The 19,462-nt window shown below is 64.4% G+C and carries 23 protein-coding genes; 13 read left to right on the forward strand and 10 right to left on the reverse strand.

Annotation, left to right across the window (positions count from 1 at the left end; all coding sequences use genetic code 11):
- Window positions 1-78: 78 nt before the first annotated feature.
- The 3 genes from LV82_RS00720 to LV82_RS00730 all read right to left on the reverse strand — a co-directional run bounded on the left by LV82_RS00720 (window position 79) and on the right by LV82_RS00730 (window position 1,329).
- Window positions 79-579, reverse strand: coding sequence for a cytochrome b (locus LV82_RS00720; protein ID WP_104068800.1), 501 nt, complete (start codon window positions 577-579; stop codon window positions 79-81).
- Between the two features lie 93 nt (window positions 580-672).
- Entirely contained in the window at window positions 673-900 is a 228-nt protein-coding gene (locus LV82_RS00725; protein ID WP_104068801.1) for a DUF1150 family protein, read from the reverse strand.
- Between the two features lie 12 nt (window positions 901-912).
- Complete coding sequence (locus LV82_RS00730) at window positions 913-1,329, reverse strand: Hsp20 family protein (RefSeq protein ID WP_104068802.1); 417 nt, start codon at window positions 1,327-1,329, stop codon at window positions 913-915.
- A 208-nt stretch (window positions 1,330-1,537) separates the two neighbouring features.
- Between LV82_RS00730 and LV82_RS00735 the strand changes: the two genes are divergently transcribed.
- The 3 genes from LV82_RS00735 to LV82_RS00745 all read left to right on the forward strand — a co-directional run bounded on the left by LV82_RS00735 (window position 1,538) and on the right by LV82_RS00745 (window position 3,398).
- A complete protein-coding gene (locus LV82_RS00735; protein ID WP_104068803.1) occupies window positions 1,538-1,756 on the forward strand; it encodes a YdcH family protein in 219 nt (72 codons plus the stop codon).
- A gap of 87 nt (window positions 1,757-1,843) precedes the next feature.
- Window positions 1,844-2,329, forward strand: a complete 486-nt coding sequence (gene purE, locus LV82_RS00740; protein ID WP_104068804.1) for a 5-(carboxyamino)imidazole ribonucleotide mutase — start codon at window positions 1,844-1,846, stop codon at window positions 2,327-2,329.
- The gene (locus tag LV82_RS00745) at window positions 2,322-3,398 is read left to right on the forward strand and encodes a 5-(carboxyamino)imidazole ribonucleotide synthase (protein ID WP_104068805.1); all 1,077 of its coding nucleotides are present in this window, start codon (window positions 2,322-2,324) and stop codon (window positions 3,396-3,398) included. Before purE ends, LV82_RS00745 begins: the two co-directional genes overlap by 8 nt.
- On the opposite strand, the gene LV82_RS00750 is transcribed toward LV82_RS00745, so the two are convergent.
- Window positions 3,395-4,117, reverse strand: coding sequence for an alpha/beta fold hydrolase (locus LV82_RS00750; RefSeq protein WP_104068806.1), 723 nt, complete (start codon window positions 4,115-4,117; stop codon window positions 3,395-3,397). The two genes, LV82_RS00745 and LV82_RS00750, sit on opposite strands and share 4 nt — an antisense overlap.
- Window positions 4,118-4,193: 76 nt before the next feature.
- Between LV82_RS00750 and LV82_RS00755 the strand changes: the two genes are divergently transcribed.
- Window positions 4,194-4,652, forward strand: a complete 459-nt coding sequence (locus LV82_RS00755) for an NUDIX domain-containing protein (RefSeq protein WP_104069258.1) — start codon at window positions 4,194-4,196, stop codon at window positions 4,650-4,652.
- On the opposite strand, the gene LV82_RS00760 is transcribed toward LV82_RS00755, so the two are convergent.
- The 3 genes from LV82_RS00760 to groES all read right to left on the reverse strand — a co-directional run bounded on the left by LV82_RS00760 (window position 4,622) and on the right by groES (window position 7,686).
- Window positions 4,622-5,512, reverse strand: a complete 891-nt coding sequence (locus tag LV82_RS00760; RefSeq protein WP_104068807.1) for a DMT family transporter — start codon at window positions 5,510-5,512, stop codon at window positions 4,622-4,624. The two genes, LV82_RS00755 and LV82_RS00760, sit on opposite strands and share 31 nt — an antisense overlap.
- Before the next feature lie 181 nt (window positions 5,513-5,693).
- Window positions 5,694-7,328, reverse strand: coding sequence for a chaperonin GroEL (gene groL, locus LV82_RS00765; protein WP_104068808.1), 1,635 nt, complete (start codon window positions 7,326-7,328; stop codon window positions 5,694-5,696).
- A gap of 43 nt (window positions 7,329-7,371) precedes the next feature.
- Window positions 7,372-7,686 carry a co-chaperone GroES gene (gene groES / locus LV82_RS00770; protein WP_104068809.1) on the reverse strand — a complete coding sequence of 105 codons (315 nt, stop codon included), beginning with the start codon at window positions 7,684-7,686 and terminating at the stop codon, window positions 7,372-7,374.
- Between the two features lie 203 nt (window positions 7,687-7,889).
- Here groES and LV82_RS00775 point away from each other — a divergent pair, with 203 nt between their 5' ends.
- The 7 genes from LV82_RS00775 to LV82_RS00805 all read left to right on the forward strand — a co-directional run bounded on the left by LV82_RS00775 (window position 7,890) and on the right by LV82_RS00805 (window position 13,930).
- Complete coding sequence (locus tag LV82_RS00775) at window positions 7,890-8,885, forward strand: TraB/GumN family protein (protein ID WP_104069259.1); 996 nt, start codon at window positions 7,890-7,892, stop codon at window positions 8,883-8,885.
- Between the two features lie 81 nt (window positions 8,886-8,966).
- The gene (locus LV82_RS00780) at window positions 8,967-9,884 is read left to right on the forward strand and encodes a manganese-dependent inorganic pyrophosphatase (protein ID WP_104068810.1); all 918 of its coding nucleotides are present in this window, start codon (window positions 8,967-8,969) and stop codon (window positions 9,882-9,884) included.
- Window positions 9,885-9,955: 71 nt separating this feature from the next.
- Window positions 9,956-10,837 (forward strand): TIGR01459 family HAD-type hydrolase, encoded by an 882-nt coding sequence (locus LV82_RS00785; RefSeq protein WP_104068811.1) that lies wholly within the window; start codon window positions 9,956-9,958, stop codon window positions 10,835-10,837.
- A 125-nt stretch (window positions 10,838-10,962) separates the two neighbouring features.
- A complete protein-coding gene (locus LV82_RS00790) occupies window positions 10,963-11,406 on the forward strand; it encodes a MaoC family dehydratase (protein WP_104068812.1) in 444 nt (147 codons plus the stop codon).
- 32 nt (window positions 11,407-11,438) lie between these two features.
- Window positions 11,439-12,365 (forward strand): bifunctional riboflavin kinase/FAD synthetase, encoded by a 927-nt coding sequence (locus tag LV82_RS00795; protein ID WP_104068813.1) that lies wholly within the window; start codon window positions 11,439-11,441, stop codon window positions 12,363-12,365.
- A 42-nt stretch (window positions 12,366-12,407) separates the two neighbouring features.
- Window positions 12,408-12,872 carry a YcgN family cysteine cluster protein gene (locus tag LV82_RS00800; RefSeq protein ID WP_104068814.1) on the forward strand — a complete coding sequence of 155 codons (465 nt, stop codon included), beginning with the start codon at window positions 12,408-12,410 and terminating at the stop codon, window positions 12,870-12,872.
- Window positions 12,872-13,930, forward strand: a complete 1,059-nt coding sequence (locus LV82_RS00805; RefSeq protein ID WP_104068815.1) for a threonine aldolase family protein — start codon at window positions 12,872-12,874, stop codon at window positions 13,928-13,930. Before LV82_RS00800 ends, LV82_RS00805 begins: the two co-directional genes overlap by 1 nt.
- Here the strand turns inward: LV82_RS00805 and LV82_RS00810 are convergent.
- Entirely contained in the window at window positions 13,911-14,723 is an 813-nt protein-coding gene (locus LV82_RS00810; RefSeq protein WP_104068816.1) for an alpha/beta fold hydrolase, read from the reverse strand. The genes LV82_RS00805 and LV82_RS00810 overlap by 20 nt on opposite strands.
- Complete coding sequence (locus LV82_RS00815; protein WP_104069260.1) at window positions 14,723-15,334, reverse strand: 2-hydroxychromene-2-carboxylate isomerase; 612 nt, start codon at window positions 15,332-15,334, stop codon at window positions 14,723-14,725. The genes LV82_RS00810 and LV82_RS00815 overlap by 1 nt, the downstream gene beginning before the upstream one ends.
- 109 nt (window positions 15,335-15,443) lie before the next feature.
- On the opposite strand from LV82_RS00815, the gene LV82_RS00820 reads away from it, so the two are divergent.
- On the forward strand, window positions 15,444-16,463 hold the full coding sequence (locus tag LV82_RS00820) for a ribose-phosphate pyrophosphokinase (RefSeq protein ID WP_104068817.1): 1,020 nt from the start codon (window positions 15,444-15,446) through the stop codon (window positions 16,461-16,463).
- A 136-nt stretch (window positions 16,464-16,599) separates the two neighbouring features.
- On the opposite strand, the gene LV82_RS00825 is transcribed toward LV82_RS00820, so the two are convergent.
- Window positions 16,600-18,951, reverse strand: coding sequence for a DNA topoisomerase IV subunit A (locus LV82_RS00825; RefSeq protein ID WP_104068818.1), 2,352 nt, complete (start codon window positions 18,949-18,951; stop codon window positions 16,600-16,602).
- Between the two features lie 152 nt (window positions 18,952-19,103).
- On the opposite strand from LV82_RS00825, the gene LV82_RS00830 reads away from it, so the two are divergent.
- Window positions 19,104-19,433, forward strand: coding sequence for a hypothetical protein (locus LV82_RS00830; RefSeq protein ID WP_104068819.1), 330 nt, complete (start codon window positions 19,104-19,106; stop codon window positions 19,431-19,433).
- The last annotated feature ends 29 nt before the right edge of the window (window positions 19,434-19,462 follow it).

Consider the following 19,462-nt stretch of genomic DNA (forward strand, 5'->3'; position numbering starts at 1 on the left):
CCGAGCCGTTATCTACGCGCGGCGAACGCGCTTGGCAAGATTGAATTCGTGCCTGTGCGCCAACATGTGCCGCGGCCCTCAGTCACGTGCCGCGGTGGGGCGGACCATGCGCTTCAGCAGGCCATCGCGCAGCACGAATTGATGCCACAAGGCCGCCGCGACGTGGATCGCGACAAGCGCAAGCCCCAGATTGAAAAGGACTTCGTGGATCTCCCCCAGGTCACGAATGCCGCCGAACCAGGCCAGTGCGCCGGTCACGGGCAAGCCCAGCATCACGGCATACAACCCCCAATGCACCGCCGCGGCCGCGCGCTCCATCAGGGCAGAACTGCCTTTGGGCGCAGACGGCGCGCCGCGCGTGGCGCGCAGGCCAAGCCGCCACGCCGCAAGCGCCAATATCGCAATGCCGGATATCACGTGAAGCCAGGCACCAAGCCCCATCGACTCGCCCGTCGCACGCAAGAAGGCCCGCCAGGCATCCTTCATGCCTTCATGGCTTACGAAACTCAGCAGCATCAGGGCCGCGATTGCCCAATGCAGGACGATCTGGGCGCGGCTGTATCCCTCGGCGCTACGCATCTCTTGTTCTCCGTCATTGACCGATCAGGTCCATGAAACGCAGCCAGACCGACTTTCCGTCGCTTCCGGACCACGATCGGCCCGCCAGCGGGGTCAGTGTACGCTGACAGGAGCCATGTCATGCTGGCGCGCAAGGATGAAGGCCAGACGCCGGTCCTTGACCAGTGCCAGCCGTTCGCCGCTTGCATCGTGAACCGCATAGAGCCGGTCCAGACCCATGGCCTGAGCCCGGATCTCCTCGGGCAGTTCGTTGACCGGCACTTCGCGGACATAGACGATCCGTTCGCCGGTTTCAGGTCCGAAATCGTATTTGGTGTTCATGTCGTTACCCCCTTATCCCTTCTTGATCCGTATCGTCTGGACGACCTTCTCGGGCACCGATCGCACAAGATCGATATGCAGAAGGCCGTTTTCCATGGTCGCGCCCGCGACCTCGACACCGTCCGCCAGCACGAAGCTGCGCTGGAAGGCGCGTGAGGCAATACCGCGATGCAGGAACACCCGCCCCGCCTCGCGCTCCTCTGGCTGACGGCCGCGGATCATCAGCTGCCGGTCCTCCAGCGTGATGGTGATGTCATCCTCGCGAAATCCCGCCACGGCCAGCGTGATGCGGAATCCATGTTCCGAGGATTGTTCGATATTGAACGGCGGATAGCCGTCATTGCCGGATTTGGCGGTGCGCTCGACCAGCCGTTCCAGCTGGTCGAAACCCAGCAGGAAGGGATGGGCGGCAAAGGTCAGTTTCGACATTCGGTCATGTCCTCGGTTTCAAGCGACATTTCGCAGGCCCCGCATCCGGCAGCCCACGCGGCAAATATGGGGATCAGGGTCGATTTCGACAAGTCTTGGAATGGCTTGGCACGATAGGCTTTGCCTGCCACGCCCCACAGGTGCTAGGATGCCCGCACATCCGCGGGTTCACGCCCGACCGATCGCGGCCAGAAAGACTGAAAACCCCATGAACGCCCATATCGAGATGGATCCGATCGAAGTCCTGCGCGTCAAGCTGGAGGTCCTGCGCCGCCAGCATCGCGACCTGGACGACGCGATTCACGCGATGGAACAATCGCGGCGCGGCGATCAGCTGGCCCTTCGGCGGTTGAAGAAGCAGAAGCTGCGCCTGAAGGACGAAATCGCGCGGCTGGAAGACCAGCTGACCCCCGACATCATCGCCTGAGACCGCTTGCCCCGCCCCGCCCCGCCGCTATAGTGCCGCATGTTTCCGGCTCGGCCGGGCAGGCAATGAAGCAGCGGGGGCAGGACAATGGGCGTCAGGGTCGGAATCATCATGGGCTCGCAATCGGACTGGCCCACGATGAAGGAGGCGGCGCGAATCCTGAATGACCTGGGCGTGGAATTCGAAACCCGCATCGTGTCGGCCCATCGCACGCCGGACCGCCTGTGGGAATACGGCAAGACCGCCGTCGCGCGCGGCCTGAAGGTCATCATCGCTGGCGCCGGTGGGGCGGCACATCTGCCGGGGATGATGGCGTCGAAGACGCGCGTGCCGGTCATCGGCGTGCCCATCCAGACCCGCGCCCTGAACGGCGTGGACAGTCTGTATTCCATCGTGCAGATGCCGCGCGGCTATCCCGTCGCGACCATGGCGATCGGGGCGGCAGGGGCGGCCAATGCCGGCCTGATGGCAGCCCAGATCCTGGCGCTGGAGGATCCCGGCCTTGCGGCCCGGCTGGACGCTTGGCGCGAAGCGCTCTCGGCCTCGATCCCCGAGGAGCCGCAGGATGACTGAGATGCTGCCGCAGGGGGCGGTCATCGGCATCCTGGGTGGGGGACAGCTGGGCCGGATGCTGTCGGTCGCGGCGGCGCGCCTTGGCTACCGTACCCACATCTTCGAACCGGCGGCCAATCCTCCGGCCGGACATGTGGCCGAACGCGTCACCACCGCGCCCTATGACGACCTTGATGCCCTGCGCGCCTTTGCCAGCGCTGTCGATATAGTGACCTATGAGTTCGAGAACGTCCCGACTTCGGCGCTGGATGCGATCGAGGAAATCCGACCGATCCACCCCAATCGCCGGGCGCTGGCGGTTTCGCAGGACCGCCTGGTCGAAAAGGCCTTCCTGAACGAGATCGGGCTTCGGACCGCGCCCTATGCTGCGGTGGATGACGAGCAGGACCTTGCCGAGGCGATCGAGGAGATCGGTCTGCCCGCGATCCTGAAGACCCGGCGGCTGGGCTATGACGGCAAGGGGCAGGCCCGGCTGACGACACCGGCAGATGCGGCCCACGCTCTGGCGGCGATGGCTGGCGCTTCGGCCATTCTTGAAGGATTCGTCGATTTCACGCACGAGATTTCGGTTATCGCGGCACGAGGTCTGGACGGGTCGGTCGCCGCCTATGACCCGGGGCAGAACGTGCATCACGAGGGCATTTTGCGCACCACGACGGTTCCCGCGGAACTCGGCGCGGCGCAGCGCGCCGATGCCGTGCTGATTGCCGGGCGGATCCTGAACGCACTGAACTATGTCGGGGTGATCGGGGTCGAACTGTTCGTGACCGGATCGGGTCTTGTCGTCAACGAGATCGCGCCGCGCGTTCACAATTCCGGCCACTGGACACAGAATGGCTGCGCGGTCGATCAGTTCGAACAGCATATCCGCGCGATCACGGGCTGGCCCCTTGGCGACGGCCGGCGCCATTCGGACGTGGTGATGGAGAACCTGATCGGCGACGACATCGGACGGATCGGCGACCTTGCGCGCGAACCCGACGTCGCGATCCACCTCTACGGCAAGGCCGAAGCGCGGCCGGGCCGAAAGATGGGACATGTGAATCGCATCCTTCGGCGCGAAAGCTAGGGCAGGAGACGCTCGATCGCCTGCATGTATGTCAGGCCGTGGTCGAACCGGCCGTGACGCAGGAAGTGAAGGACCTGCGCGATCACCAGCGGATTGTTCATCATGAAGGTATGGCTGACGGGCAGGACGATATGATCGGCCATGCCCTCGACCCGTGTGCTGGCCACGCTGACCTTGCCGTCATCGTCCCCCTTGATCAAGGCCGAATAAACGGGGTTCAGCGACCGGTTCCCCGCGATCACGCCCAGTTCGAAGCGCACCGGCGGCAGACGATTGGGCAGGCTGTTCTGCCCGGTACCCAGCTGCAGCCCTGCCGGTCCGTTGATCCAGTAGAAAGGTCGCAGGCCACCCAGCCGGTCCACAAGTTCGGAGCCGTGGTTGGGCGGGGCCAGCATGACCACCCGACCGATCCGCGCCCCCCGGGTCGTCGCGGCCCAGAGCCGCACGAGGATGCCGCCCATCGAGTGGGTGACGAAATTCACCGGCTCGACACCACACAGATTGACCGCGGGCGCGACATGCGCCGCCACAAGCCTTTCGATTCGCGCCTCGGTCGACGGGTAATCGACGTTGATGACGCGGTATCCCTGCCGTCGCAGCGCGCGCTCCATGATCGCCAGGGACGCGTCGCTGCGCGCCAACCCGTGCAGGAGGATGACGCATCGGGCTTGCAGCGGTGTTGCAACCAGCAAGCACAGGATTGTCAGGATCAATCGCATGGCCCAGCCTTAAGCCAGATCGCAGGGCAATGCCACGCTTGCCGCGCACAGGGTGTCGACGTAAGTCAGGGGCATGATGGAATTGGCGCCAAATCGCCCAAGGCTGGCCGTTCGGGCGATCATCCTGCATCGCGGGCGACTCCTGCTGGTCAATGCCTGGCCCAATGGCGAATCCGATCTGTGGTGCGCGCCGGGCGGAGGGGCAGAGCCGGGCGTTTCGCTGCCGGACAATCTGCGGCGCGAGCTGTGCGAGGAATGCGGGCTGCAGATCGATGTGGGCCCGCTTGCATTGGTCAACGAATTCCACGATCCTGCCAGCGGCTTCCACCAGGTCGAACTGTTTTTTCGTTGCACCCTGCTTTCCGACGAATTGCCGCGCGACTGGTGCGATCCTTCAGGCGTCGTCAGCCGGCGGCACTTCTTCACGCGCGCGGAATTGTCCGGCATCCGCCTGAAACCCGGTTCGCTCGCGCGGGTCGCGTTCGATCCGTCGGCCAGCGTGTATTATGACCCATTGGAAACGATGGTACGCTGAGCACCGCCAAGGCTTGCCATCGCCACACCACCAAGAACCAGAAGGGAAGACAGCGCGAAGCGCAGCGTAAGCGTCTCTTCCAAAAAGATCATGCCGCCGGCCATTGCCAGAACGGGAACCGTCAATTGTGCGACCCCTGCGCGCGCGGCGCCGAGCTCTGGCAGCAGTCGATACCACAGGGCATAGGCCAGACCAGAGGTGATCGCCCCCGAGACGACGGCAAGGGCGATTCCCCCCTCTGTGACCGTGATTTCGGGCAGAACGCCCGCGACAAGCGCCAGCAGCAGCACGGGCATGGCGACCGGAACGGACAGGATGAAATTCCAGGCCGTATCGGCGACCGCGTTACCCGCGCCGCGCGCGGCCAGAGAATACACGCCCCAGCCCATGCCACCCAGTGCCATCATTGCCGCATGGGCGGGTGAAACCGGGGCGGCCGAACCGGGTACCAGCAGCCAGGCCAGACCGGCAAAGGCGATGGCCGCACCAATCCAGCAACTTGCGGGCAAGGGCTCTCGCCGCAGGGCGGCGCCCAGAAACATGGTGACCTGAACCATGCCGAACAGGATCAGCGCGCCGACCCCGGCATCCAGCCCAAGATAGGCAAGCGAGAACCCGAACATGTAAACAAGCAGCGACAGCACGCCCACCGTCCGACGCCCGACCGGCCCGGCAGCTGGAAGGCGTCCCCGTATCCGTGCCGCAAACAGCAACACGGCCAATACGACTGCGCCCGAAACCAGCCGGATCATGGCGAAACCAACGGGGTCAGAAAGTCCCGCGCCGATCGCCATGCGGTTCAGAACCGAATTGGCCGCAAGTGGAACCATGGTGAAGGCCGTCAGCCAGAACAGGCGCATCGTGTACTCCGCTGTCACTCATCCGTGCCGGGCGCAAATCCCGGCTCGCATGACGTTCTTTGCGCCTTGCACCTGGGACTGGCAAGCCATCGGGCAAACACGTTTCGGCGACTGGCCTTGCATTCCAGAAAAAAGAAGGCCCCGTTTCCGGGGCCTTCCAAGGGGTCGATCCGTGACCGGATCAGAAGTCCATGCCCCCCATGCCGGCGGGCGCGCCAGCATTGGCTTGCTTGGGCTCGGGCTTCTCGGCGATCAGCGCCTCGGTCGTGATCAGCAGGCCGGCAACCGAACCGGCGTCTTCCAGAGCCGTCCGGGTCACCTTGGCCGGGTCGATCACGCCGAACTTGAACATATCGCCATATTCTTCGGTCTGAGCGTTGAAGCCGAAGGTCGGATCATCGGATTCACGGATCTTGCCGGCGACCACCGCGCCATCCACGCCGGCGTTCTCGGCGATCTGACGCAGCGGAGCTTCCAGGGCGCGGCGGACGATCTCGATGCCGGCATCCTGGTCGCTGTTGGCGCCTTTCAGATCCTTCAGAGCCTTGGCGGCCTGGATCAGGGCGACGCCGCCACCGACGACGATGCCTTCCTGAACGGCCGCACGGGTCGCGTTCAGAGCGTCATCGACACGGTCCTTGCGCTCCTTGACCTCGATCTCGGTCATGCCACCAACGCGGATGACGGCGACACCACCGGCGAGCTTGGCAACCCGCTCCTGCAGCTTCTCGCGGTCATAGTCCGAGGTGGTTTCCTCGATCTGCTGACGGATCTGGGCAACGCGAGCCTCGATTTCCTTCTTGTCGCCAGCGCCGTCCACGATCGTGGTGTCGTCCTTCTTGATGACGACCTTCTTCGCGCGGCCCAGCATGTCGAGCGTCACGTTCTCGAGCTTCATGCCCAGTTCTTCGGACACGACCTGGCCGCCGGTCAGGATGGCGATGTCCTGCAGCATGGCCTTGCGGCGATCACCGAAGCCGGGCGCCTTGACCGCAGCAACCTTCAGGCCGCCGCGAAGCTTGTTGACGACCAGCGTCGCCAGGGCTTCACCCTCGACATCCTCGGCGATGATCAGCAGCGGCTTCTGAGACTGGATCACGGCCTCGAGCAGGGGAACCATCGGCTGCAGCGACGAGAGTTTCTTCTCGTGCAGCAGGATCAGGACGTCCTCAAGCTCGACGGTCATCTTGTCGGGGTTGGTGACGAAGTAGGGCGACAGGTAGCCGCGGTCGAACTGCATGCCTTCGACGACCTCGACCTCGGTCTCCATGCCCTTGTTTTCTTCGACCGTGATGACGCCTTCGTTGCCGACCTTCTGCATCGCCTCGGCGATCATGCGGCCGATTTCGGCTTCACCGTTGGCCGAGATGGTGCCGACCTGGGCGACTTCGGCCTGGTCGGTGACCTTGCGGGCCGCGTTCTTGATGTATTCGACCGCCTTCGACACGGCCAGATCGATGCCGCGCTTCAGGTCCATCGGGTTCATGCCGGCGGCAACCGCCTTCATGCCTTCCTTGACGATGGCCTGGGCCAGAACCGTCGCGGTCGTGGTGCCGTCACCGGCTTCGTCGTTGGTGCGGCTGGCCACTTCCTTGACCATCTGCGCACCCATGTTCTCGAACTTGTCGGCCAGTTCGATTTCCTTGGCCACCGACACACCGTCCTTGGTGATGCGCGGCGAACCGAAGGACTTTTCGATCACGACGTTGCGGCCCTTGGGACCCAGCGTGACCTTCACGGCATCGGCCAGAACGTTCACGCCACGCAGAATGCGATCGCGGGCGTCGGTATCGAATTTGACTTCCTTAGCAGCCATTTTTCCTGCTCCTTTTCATTCTCGGATCGTTCGTGGACGCGCCTCAGGCAGCCTTCGAGGCCGCACCCGAGTTCTCGATGATGCCGAGAATGTCGCTTTCCTTCATGATCAGCATCTCTTCGCCGTCGATGGTCACCTCGGTGCCCGACCACTTGCCGAAGAGGATGCGATCGCCCGGCTTCACCGACATCGGGATCAGTTCGCCCGAGTCCTTGCGGGCGCCTTCACCGACGGCGACAACTTCGCCCTCGGCCGGCTTTTCCTTCGCGGTATCGGGAATGATCAGGCCGCCCTTGGTCTTTTCGTCGCTCTGAACGCGCTTGACCAGCACGCGGTCGTGAAGCGGTTTGAAAGCCATCTGGTAATACTCCCTCATGGGTTCCAGGTTGAAATCTGTTAGCACTCTCTTCCGGTGAGTGCTGACAGCCGTGTAGGTATGTTCGCGCCCTCGTCCTGTCAACACCCGCTCTTCGAAAATTTTTGCCCCGGCAGCATGGCCAGCCCGGGCCGGCCATGAGATGGTAACGCCGCCGTCAGATCTTCAAGACACCCATGGGAAAAATGTTCAGGATCGCCATTTTCCTGCTTTGCCTGCTGACCATGCCGCAGATGGCACAAGCCCGTTGCGAGGGCCGAAACCTGCTGGAGGCCCTGCCGCCCGCCGAACGCGCACAGATCGAGGCCACGATCGACGCGGTACCCTTCGGCCGCGGCAATCGCTGGGTCGCGCGGCGCGGCGATTCCGTCATTCACATCGTGGGGACCTATCACCTGGATGACCCCCGCCACGATCCGGTCGCAAAGCGGCTTGAGGCCGTGATTCCCGTCGTTCGGACCGTTCTTGTCGAGGCCGGCCCGCAGGAAGAGGCCCGCTTGAAGGCCGACATGGCGCGCGACCCGTCGCTGATGTTTGTCACCGACGGCCCCACCCTGCCCGAACGCCTGTCCGAGGACGACTGGCGGCTTCTGTCCTCGGCGATGCAGGCGCGCGGCATCCCGGCCTTTCTGGTTTCCAAGATGCAGCCCTGGTACGTCTCGATGCTGCTGGGCATTCCGTCCTGCGCGATACAGGACATGACTGCGGGCACCGTGAAAGGCCTGGACGGCCGCATCATCGAAATGGCCGGGGCCGCCGGTGTCCCGATCCGCGCGCTTGAACCGCATGACACGATCTTCCGGTTGTTTGCCCAGATGGACGAGGCAGAGAAACTGGACATGCTGCGCGTCACGCTGGCTTTGGACGCGCAGGCCGAGGACTATGCGCGCACCCTGGCCGATACCTATTTCGCCGAAAATGTCCGCGCCGCCTGGGAACTGGGCAAACGCGCAGTGCAGTCGGTCACCGGCGATCCACGCGCAAGGGTCGAGGACGAATTCGCGCGCATGGAGGAGATCCTGATGAACCAGCGAAACCGCGCCTGGATCGACGTGATCGAACAGGCGGCAATGGAAGGACCGACGCTCGTCGCCTTCGGGGCGCTGCACCTGTCGGGCGAACAGGGCGTTCTGAACCTTATGACATTGCGCGGCTGGCAGGTCGAACGCGTTCCGTTCTGATCCGGCGCGCGGGCGTGACAAGTCAAGGCACCGGCCCTATAACCGCGGCCGACCTCCAACCATCAAGTATCGGATGAACCCATGATCAAAGTCTTTGGCCACAAGTCCCCCGACACCGACTCGACCGGCTCGCCCATCATCTGGGCATGGTATCTGAGCGAAGTGAAGGGCAAGCCCGCGATGCCCGTGCTGCTTGGCGAACCGAACACCGAGGCCGCCTTCGTGTTGCAGCGTTGGGGTCTGGACAAGCCGCAGATCATCGCGGATGTCGAGCCGGGCGAGGACTGCGTGGTGGTGGACACCAACAACCCGGCCGAACTGCCCGCCCATATCAACGACGCCAACCTGATCCAGATCATCGACCACCACCTGCTGGCCGGGGGCCTGAAGACCAGGGGGCCGATCGACATCACGATCCGGCCGCTGGCCTGCACCGCGACGATCATGCACGACCTGATGGGCGAAGACGCTGCCCGCATGCCGCAGGCCATCAAGGGGGCGATGCTGTCGTGCATCCTGTCGGACACGCTGGAATTCCGCTCGCCCACGACGACCGATCATGACCGCGCCGTGGCCGAGAAGCTGGCCGCCGAACTGGGCATCGACATCCCCGCCTATGCCGAGGAGATGTTCGCCGCGAAATCCGATGTCTCGGCCTTCTCGGATGCCGAACTGCTGCGGATGGATTCCAAGGAATACACCGTCGACGGCAAGGAACTGCGTGTGTCGGTGCTCGAGACGACCTCGCCGAAGACGATCCTGGATCGCAAGGACGGCCTGATGAAGGCGATGGAAGAGGTCGCGCGCGAAGATGGCGCCGATCAGGTCCTGCTGTTCGTCGTGGACATCCTGCGCGAAGAGGCCACGCTGCTGGTGCCGAACGATCTGGTGCGCCGCATTGCCGAGGCGTCGTTCGGCGTAACGGCCGAAGGCGACACGGTCGTTCTGCCCGGCATTGTCAGCCGCAAGAAGCAGATCATTCCCGCGCTGAAACTCTGAGGCGCGTTCGCGCGTTGACGGGGGCGCCTTCGGGCGCCCCGCTCGTTTGCCCCCGACGCATGAGAGACCCCATGACCCGCATCATCACTGCCCTGTCCGACATTTCTGCCGACTATGACGCCCTGTTCTGCGATCTTTGGGGTTGCGTCCATGACGGGATCCGCGCCTATCCCGCCGCCGTTGACGCTCTGAAGGCGTACCGCGCGCAGGGCGGCGTGGTCGTTCTGGTGACCAATTCGCCCAAGCCGCGCGCCGACGTCGCCACGCAGCTGGATGAATTCGGCGTGCCGCGCGACGCATGGGACACGATCGCGACTTCGGGCGATTCCGCACGCGTCGCGATGTTTCGCGGGGCCGTGGGCAGCAAGGTCTATTTCATCGGCAATCCCGAAACCGACATGGGTTTCTTCGAACCGCCAAGGATCGTCTCGGACCCCGTCCCGATCCAGATCGTCCCGCTGGACGAAGCCGAAGGCATCGTCTGCACCGGGCCACGTGATCCGCTGGAGGACCCTGACGTCTATCGCGCGGAATTCCTGTACGCCAAGACAAAGGGGCTGAAGCTGCTTTGCGCCAATCCCGACATCGTTGTCGATCGCGGCGAACGGCGTGAGTGGTGCGCGGGCGCGTTGGCAAGGCTGTACACGGAAATGGGCGGCGAGAGTCTGTATTTCGGCAAGCCGCATCCCCCGATCTATGATCTGGCGCGCCAGCGTCTGACCCAGGCGACCGGCCGGGTGATCGAGGATTCGCGTATCCTGGCGCTTGGCGATGGGATCGAAACGGATATCCGCGGCGGATCAGGCGAAGGTCTGGACACGCTGTTCATCACCGGCGGCCTGGAAGCCAGCCGCTTTGGCCCGGATGTCGAAAACCCGGATCCGAAACTGCTGCATGACTGGCTGATGACGACAGGCCTGACCCCGACCTATGCGATTGGCAGGCTGCGATAGATCGTTGCCGTCTGGCAATATCATTCCCATGACGCGCCAATTTAGGTAAATTTATTACGCCGCCAGCTTGCGCTGGATGGCGCGATCGCCTATGCTGCACCGCAACAAAGGCGGGAGTCGGGACCATGCTGGACAATCAGCCGCGCGGGTCGATCTGCATCGAGGATCTGGAGATCGGGATGACCCGTTATCTGCAGAAGACGATCACGGATCGCGATATCGAGTTGTTCGCCGAGGTTTCGACCGATCGGAACCCGGTGCATCTGGATGACTCCTATGCGCGCGAAACGATCTTTCAGGGACGGATCGCGCATGGCATGTTGACCGCCGGGCTGATCTCGGCCGTCATCGGGGAACAATTGCCCGGGCATGGCTCGGTCTATCTGGGCCAGTCGCTGAAATTCATGGCCCCCGTGCGCCCGGGCGACACCGTGCATGCCGAGGTCAAGGTCATCGCGATCGACCATGCGCGCCGGCGCGTCACCCTTGAAACCCATTGCGCTGTGGGCGATACGGTCGTGCTGAAGGGCGAGGCGCTGGTTCTGGCGCCCAGCCGCAAGTTCGACTGAGATCGGCGGGGCCTCCCGCCGCAAGGGGGCCGATGCGCACGCATTTTCACTGGACCGGACTGTCGGAAGCCGATCGCGGGGCCTCGGTTGCGATGGGCAATTTCGATGGCGTGCACCTGGGCCATCAGGCGGTGATCGACCAGGCGCGCCGATCCGGCTTGCCCCTGGGCATCGTCACCTTCGAACCGCATCCTCGCGAATATTTCGCGCCCGATTCCCCGCCCTTTCGCCTGATGAACGCCGAAGCGCGCATGCACAGGCTGGAAAAGCTGGGCGTGGACCAGCTGTATCAATTGCCCTTCGACGCCCGGCTTGCGGGGATGGAGGCAGACCGGTTCATCGACGAGGTCCTTGTCGCGGGCCTTGGCATCGCCCATGTCACCGTCGGGGCGGATTTCCGCTTTGGCAAGGGCCGCGGCGGAGATGTCGCGACGCTCCAGAGTGCCGCAAAACGCCACGGCTTTGGCGTGACGGTCGCCCAACTGATCCGCATCGACGGTGTCGAGATTTCCTCGACCGCGATCCGCAAGGCCCTGTCGGACGGCCGCCCGCGCGACGCGGCCCGCATGCTGGGCCATTGGCACCGGATCGAGGGCGAAGTCCTGCATGGCGACAAGCGGGGCCGGGACCTTGGCTTTCCCACGGCCAATATGGGGCTGAACGGCCTGCACCTGCCCCGGCTGGGTGTCTATGCCGTCAAGGTCGACGTCCTGACCGGGCCCCATGCGGGCAGCTACCGCGGCGTTGCCAGCCTCGGGGTGCGGCCGATGTTCGGCAGCAACCAGCCCAATCTGGAGACGTACATCTTCGACTTTTCGGGCGATCTTTACGGCCAACACCTCTCGGTCGCGCTGATCGACTTCCTACGGCCCGAGATGACCTTCGACGGCATCCCCGCCCTCGTCGAACAGATGCGCCGCGACTGCGAAGCGGCTCGCGCCATCCTTGCCTCGGTCTGACCCTCTTTTCTTTTGCGCGCCGCTCGGCCAAGGTCACTGTCCATGAAATATGACATTCCGCGTGACGGGCTCCGGCCCGAATTCTGGAAGCGCCCGCTGACGGATCTGACCCCGCGCGAGTGGGAGGCGCTTTGCGATGGTTGCGGCAAATGCTGCCTGAACAAGCTCGAGGACGCCGAGACGGGAGAGCTTTTCTTCACCCGCGTCGCTTGCCGACTGCTGGACGATCAGACCTGCCGCTGCGGACAATACGAAAACCGCAAGCAATTCGTACCTGAATGCGTCGTCCTGACGCCCAGGACGATCGCCGACATCGCGCATTGGCTCCCATCGACCTGCGCTTACAAGCTGCTGCATGAGGGCCGCAACCTGCCAGACTGGCACCCGTTGATCACTGGTGATCCTGAAAGCGTCCATGCTGCGGGCCAGTCGGTGCGGGGCTGGACGGTGCCCGAATTCGAAGTGCCCGAGGAAGACTGGGAAGACCACATCATCGAGGATCTGTGATGGAATTCGCTTCTGACAACACATCGGGCGCCGCGCCGCAGATCATGCAGGCGCTCATGCGCGCGAATGAAGGTTTTGCCCCGGCCTATGGGCGCGAGCAAGCCATGGAGCGCGTCCGTGCGCTCGTGCGCGAAACATTCGAGGCGCCGCGCGCCGAGGTCTTTCTGGTGGCGAATGGCACGACCGCCAATGCTCTGTCGATCGCCACGTTCTGCCCCCCATGGGGCGCGATTTTCTGCCATGAGCAGGCGCATGTTCAGGTCGATGAATGCGGGGCGCCGGAATTCTTCGTGTCGGGCGGCAAGATGGTCCCCGTTCCTGGCGCTCATGGCAAGATCGACCCTGACGATCTGGCCCGCGCCATTGCGACCGTCCCCCAAGGCGACGTGCATTCTGTGCAGCGCGGGATGGTCACTTTGACGAACGCGACCGAGGCGGGCACCGTCTATTCGCCGGACGAAATCGCAGCACTTTGTGAGGTCGCGCGCGGGTTCTGCCTGCCCGTCCACATGGATGGGGCGCGGCTTGCCAATGCTCTGGTCGCCACTGGCGCAAGCCCGGCCGACATGACCTGGCGCGCAGGAATCGACATTCTGTCACTGGGCGCAACCAAGAACGGCTGCCTTGCCGTCGACGCGGTCGTCCTGTTCGACCCTGAAAAAGCGTGGGAGCTCGAGCTGCGGCGCAAGCGCGCCGGGCACCTCTTCTCGAAACACCGCTTCCTGTCCGCCCAGATCGAGGCCTACCTGACCGATGATCTGTGGCTGGACCTGGCGCGCGCGGCGAATGACCGCGCCGTCGCGCTGGAAGGGGTGCTGGCCGCCCTGCCCGGCGCGCGGATCGTGCATCCGCGACAGGCCAACATGGTGTTCGCCAGCCTCCCGCGCGCGACCCATCGCCGCGCGATGTCGGCAGGGGCGCATTACTACCTGTGGCCGCACTGGGCCAGCCTGGAAGGTCCGTCGGACGAAGCCGTGACGGCGCGATTCGTCTGCTCGTGGAACACGAACGACGCGGATATCGTGGCGCTCGAGCGTGTCATGCGCGGTCAAGGTTGACGCCGACCAGCCCCGCCACCTGGTCGGGATGGGTCAAAGGCGCCATGTGCCCCGCACCCGGAACGGTGGCCACGCCGACATCGGGCAGGCGCGCCGCGATCGCCTCGGCAATCCGCTCCATGACCGGTGGCGAATCGGTTCCCCGGATCAGCAGCACGGGCATCTCGAGACTTTCGAGCGCGTCAGGCTGAAGAATGCCGCCGCTGTCGCGATACAGCGCCGCATCGGCCGCGCGGATCAGGCCGATGCGCCGGGCCATGCGCGCCCGCCGTTCGGCAGGCAGGCTTTCCCATTCCTGACCGGTCCCCCAGGTTTCGATGAACAGCCTTGCCGCCTCCTCGTTCGCGCCTGCCTCCAACGCCCGCACGAAGGGCGCACGCTCTCGCAGATGCGCCTCGAGCTCGGCCGTTCCATCCGCGGCCGCGAACAGAACGGGCTCGATCAATGTCAGCGTGCGGATGGCCTCGGGCGCGGCGATGGCCAGGCGCAAGGCCACGACCGCGCCAAAGGAATGACCGATCAGATCCACCGGGCGTTCGATGAAGCTGGCCGCGATCTGCGCCGACAAGGTCAGCAGGTCTGCGCCTTCTGCGGGATCGGCGGATTGCCCGTGGCCGGGAAGGTCGAACGCCGTCATGCGCAGCCTGTCGGCCAGGCGTTCGGCCACCGGCGCCCAGGCATCCGATCGCGCCAGAGAGGCGTGGATGGCCAGCGCATCGCGTGCGCCATGTCCGAAGGTACGCCAGAAGGTCGGATGACCGGCGCGTTCCTCGACGACGTTGCCGCCCTGCATTACAGCTTGCCCGCCAGATGAAGGTCCAGATCCTCCAGCCGGTCTTGGCCCCAGAACCGTTGCCCGCTGTCGGTGATGAAGAACGGCGCGCCGAAAACGCCCCGCGACACCGCTTCCTCGAGATTCGCGGCATAGGTTTCAGCCGCCATCAGCATGGAACGATCCGCAAGGTCGGGCTCGAAGCCCGCGCGTTCCAGCAACTCGCGGATCACCGCGTCGTCGGCGATGTCGCGCTCTTCGGCCCAGCAGGCGCGCAGGATCGAATGGACCAGCGCACCCAGATCGCCCGGATGGCCCTTTTCGCGCTCGGCCTGGGCGGCAATGATCGCATAGGACGACGGCGCCGGATTGGTCGGCCAGTGACGCGGGTTCAGGTTGATCGGCATGTTCAGCTTGCGCGCCTGGCGGTCGAGCTCCTGCAGGCGGTATTCCTTGCGGCTTTGGTGCCGGTCCTTGGGCGGCACGCCGCCCGTGCGCGCAAACAGCGCGGCGATGTCCACCGGCTTGTAGCTGATCGTCGCGCCGTGGCGCGCGGCGATTTCCTCGATCCGGTTGCCAACAAGATAGGTGAACGGTGAAAGCGTGGACAGATAATAGTCGATATGTGGCATGTGCATCACTCCTTCGGGTTTGCCCGGACGCTACCCCGGTGCTAATCGGGGGGCAATGTCACGAATCCGTCATTTCGTCATCCCTTCCAGCCGACCGACAGGAGCCGTCATGCCGTCCATGTCCGAACCCAAGCTGATCGCGGGCAATTCCAACCGCACCTTGGCCAATGCCATCGCGCGCCGCATGTCGATGCATCGCGGCATGAGCGTGAACCTGGTCGATGCCCGCGTCGAACGCTTCAACGATCAGGAGGTCTTCGTCGAGGTCTTCGAAAACGTCCGGGGCGAGGACATGTACATCATCCAGTCCACCTCGAACCCGGCCAATGACAACCTGATGGAGCTCTTGATCATGACCGACGCGTTGCGCCGGTCTTCGGCCGCGAGGATCACCGCGGTCATCCCCTATTTCGGCTATGCCCGGCAGGACCGCCGTGCCAAGGCACGGACCCCGATCAGCGCCAAGCTGGTGGCCAACCTGATTACCGAGGCCGGCGTGGACCGTGTGCTGACGATGGACCTGCACGCAACGCAGATCCAGGGCTTTTTCGATATCCCGGTGGACAACCTCTATGCCGCGCCGGTCTTCGCGCTGGATGTCGAACATCACTTCCGCAACCGGCTGGACAAGGTGACGGTGGTATCACCGGATGTCGGCGGTGTGGCCCGCGCGCGCGAACTGGCCCAGCGCATCGGCGCCAGCCTTGCCATCGTGGACAAGCGCCGCGTTAAGGCCGGTGAAGTCGCCGAGATGACGGTGATCGGCGACGTCTCGGACCAGATCTGCATCATCGTCGATGACATCTGCGACACGGCAGGAACGCTGTGCAAGGCGGCCGAGGTCCTGATGGAAGCCGGCGCCGCCGAGGTTCATTCCTACATCACGCATGGCGTCCTGTCCGGCCCCGCGGTCGAGCGTATCTCGAACTCGGTCATGAAAAGCCTTGTCATTACCGATTCGATCGAACCGAACGACAAGGTGAAGGCCGCGCCGAACATCCGCATCGTGCCGACGGCCCCCATGTTCGCGCAGGCGATCATGAACATCTGGTCGGGCACTTCGGTATCCTCGCTGTTCGAGGCCGATACCCTGGCCCCGATCTACGAGGGCATGTACGCTCGCTGCTGACCGGCCGAAAATCCATGGAAAGGCGCGGCCCGGTGGCATTCGGGCCGCGCCTTTTTCGTTTGCGATATCTTCACTGCACGGGCCCGGGCCGCCTTCTGGCAATGATCGGTCTTTGCGCGGCCAGCCCCGGCCAGGCTCAGCCGAATCGGTTGTCGCGCGGGAAACCGTGCGGCGGCGCCTTGCCCACGCCTCCGCGTTTGGCCAGCCACGGCGTCATGTCCTCGGTGCGGGTATTGCCGTTCGTCATGGACCAGGACAACCCGCGGGCCATCTCGAAGGTCGTCACGTCGGACAGGCCGCCATCCAGCTCCAGCACGCCCTGACGGCCGCGCGCCATGTTGTATTTCTGCAGCCGCACGCCCTTGCCGCGGCTCATCTCGGGCAGTTCGCTGACCGGGAAGACCAGCAGCTTGCGGTTCTTCGAGACGACAGCGACATGATCGCCTTCGACCGGCTTGCACACCGCCAGAGTCGCCTCTTCGGGCAGGTTCATGACCTGCTTGCCCGCACGCGTCTGCGCCAGTACGTCGTCCGACACCACGACGAACCCCTCGCCGCGCGATGAGGCCACGATCAGCTTCTGCCCCGGTCGATGGATCAGCAGCGCGACGATCTCGGCCTCGTTGGGCAGATCCACCATCAGCCGCACGGGTTCGCCCATCCCACGGCCACCCGGCAGGTTCGCCGCCAGGAGCGTGTAGAACCGGCCGTTCGAGCCAACAACCAGCAACCGGTCGGTGGTTTCAGCGTGAAAGATGAAGCGTCCTTCGTCTCCGTCCTTGAACTTGACGTCGGAATCCAGCGGCTGATGCCCCTTCATCGCGCGGATCCAGCCCATCTTCGAACAGATCACGGTGATCGGTTCACGCTCGATCATCGCCTCCAGGGGCACGTCCTCGACCTCGTCGGCCTCGGCAAAGGTGGTGCGTCGCGCGCCGCCCGGCGCATTCTTGCCGAAGGCTTTCTGGACGTCGCGCAGATCGGCGGCGATGCGCTTCCACTGCAGGCCCTCGTCGGCCATCAGCGCCGCCAGTTCGGCCCTCTCGGCCGTCAGGGCGTCGCGCTCGCGCAAGAGCTCGATTTCCTCGAGCCGGCGCAGCGAGCGCAGCCGCATATTCAGGATCGCCTCGGCCTGGACCTCGCTCAGGCCGTCCTTGCCCGGCGGCAGATCAAGGGGCGACACATAGTCCTTCTCGGACGTGGCACGCGGTGTCTTGCGGCTCCAGTCCTCGGCCATCAGCGCCGCCCGGGGATCGGCATCATAGCGGATGATGTCGATGACCCGATCAAGATTCAGAAAGGCGGTGATGAAGCCCTCGACGACTTCCAGCCGATGATCGATCTTGTCGATCCGGTGCTGCGCGCGGCGCAACAGCACTTCCTGCCGATGGGCAAGGAAGGCACGCAGGACCTCCTTCAGCGAACAGACCTTTGGCACGCGGCCATCGATCAGCACGTTCATGTTCATGCTGAAACGGGTTTCCAGTTCCGAGTTGCGGAACAGCATGCCCATCATCATGTCGGGATCGACATTCTTCGAACGCGGCTCCAGCACGATGCGGATGTCATCGGCGCTCTCGTCGCGCACATCGGCCAGCAGCGGGACCTTCTTGGTCTGGATGATCTCGGCCAGCCGCTCGATCAGCTTGGACTTCTGCACCTGATAGGGGATTTCCGTCACCACGACGACCCAGGTGCCGCGGCCCAGATCCTCGATATGCCAGCGCGCGCGGGTGCGGAAGCTGCCCCGGCCCGTGCGATAGGCCTCGCGGATCGCCTCGGGGCTTTCGACGATCACACCGCCGGTCGGGAAATCGGGTCCCTGGATGTATTCCAGAAGCGTCTCGTCCCGCACGCCGTCCGAATTCTTTGCCCGCGCCAGGTGGATGCAGGCCTCGATCAATTCATCAAGGTTGTGGGGCGGGATGTTCGTGGCCATCCCCACGGCGATGCCGCTTGCGCCATTGGCAAGAAGGTTTGGAAAGGCCGCGGGCAGCACGACCGGCTCTTCCAGCGTGCCGTCATAGTTGGGGCGGAAATCGACCGCGTTCTCGGCCAGCCCTTCCATCAGCGCCTCGGCCGCCGCGGTCAGGCGGGCTTCGGTATAGCGGCTGGCCGCGGCATTGTCGCCATCGACATTGCCGAAATTGCCCTGCCCGTCGACCAGCGGGTAGCGCATGTTGAAGTCCTGCGCCAGACGCACCATCGCGTCATAGATCGCCGCGTCGCCATGGGGGTGGTAGTTCCCCATGACGTCACCCGCGATCTTGGCCGACTTGCGGAATCCGCCGGTCGAGGACAGCTTCAGCTCGCGCATCGCGAACAGGATGCGGCGATGGACGGGTTTCAGCCCGTCGCGCGCATCGGGCAGCGCCCGGTGCATGATCGTGGACAGCGCATAGGTCAGGTAGCGTTCGCCAATCGCCCGGCTCAACGGCTCGGACACGGTGGCGGGCACGATGTTGCGGTCGTCATTCTTGTCGCTCATGGATGTGGTGTAATTCGCCGGCCTGCCACGGTCCAGACGCATTTTGCGCCCCGGCGGGCAGGCGGGGAAATCCGCACAGCCTTTCCCCTGATGCGAGCCCCACCGAAATGGTTGGATGCAGGCCCGGTCAACAAGGAATTTCGGAGCTGGCCATGCTGCGTATCTGGATCTTCGCCGCCTGCATCGCGGGGCTTTACGCCCTTGGCCATACAAGGGTCGAAGACAAGCCTGACACGCCGGGCCCGCGTGCGGTGAATTTCAGCCTGTCGCAGACACGGATCGCCCCCCGCATCCCGTCCTCTGCTTCCTGGCAGGTCGTCCTGCCCGGCATGAACGAAACCGTTTCGGGTTTCAGGGCCGATCCCGTGCATGCGCGCCCCGCGACACCAGGTCCGCATTGGGGGACTGGCGCCGATCTTGCCGCGAATGACGACATCCCGGACGCAACGGCGTACCTTGCCCGCCCCCGGCTTCCGCGCTAGCCAGTTCCCCGGCTTGGTGCAGACTATTC

Origin of the sequence: Albidovulum inexpectatum (genome assembly GCF_002927635.1) — a bacterium.
In the GTDB taxonomy this organism is placed as follows: Bacteria; Pseudomonadota; Alphaproteobacteria; order Rhodobacterales; family Rhodobacteraceae; genus Albidovulum; species Albidovulum inexpectatum.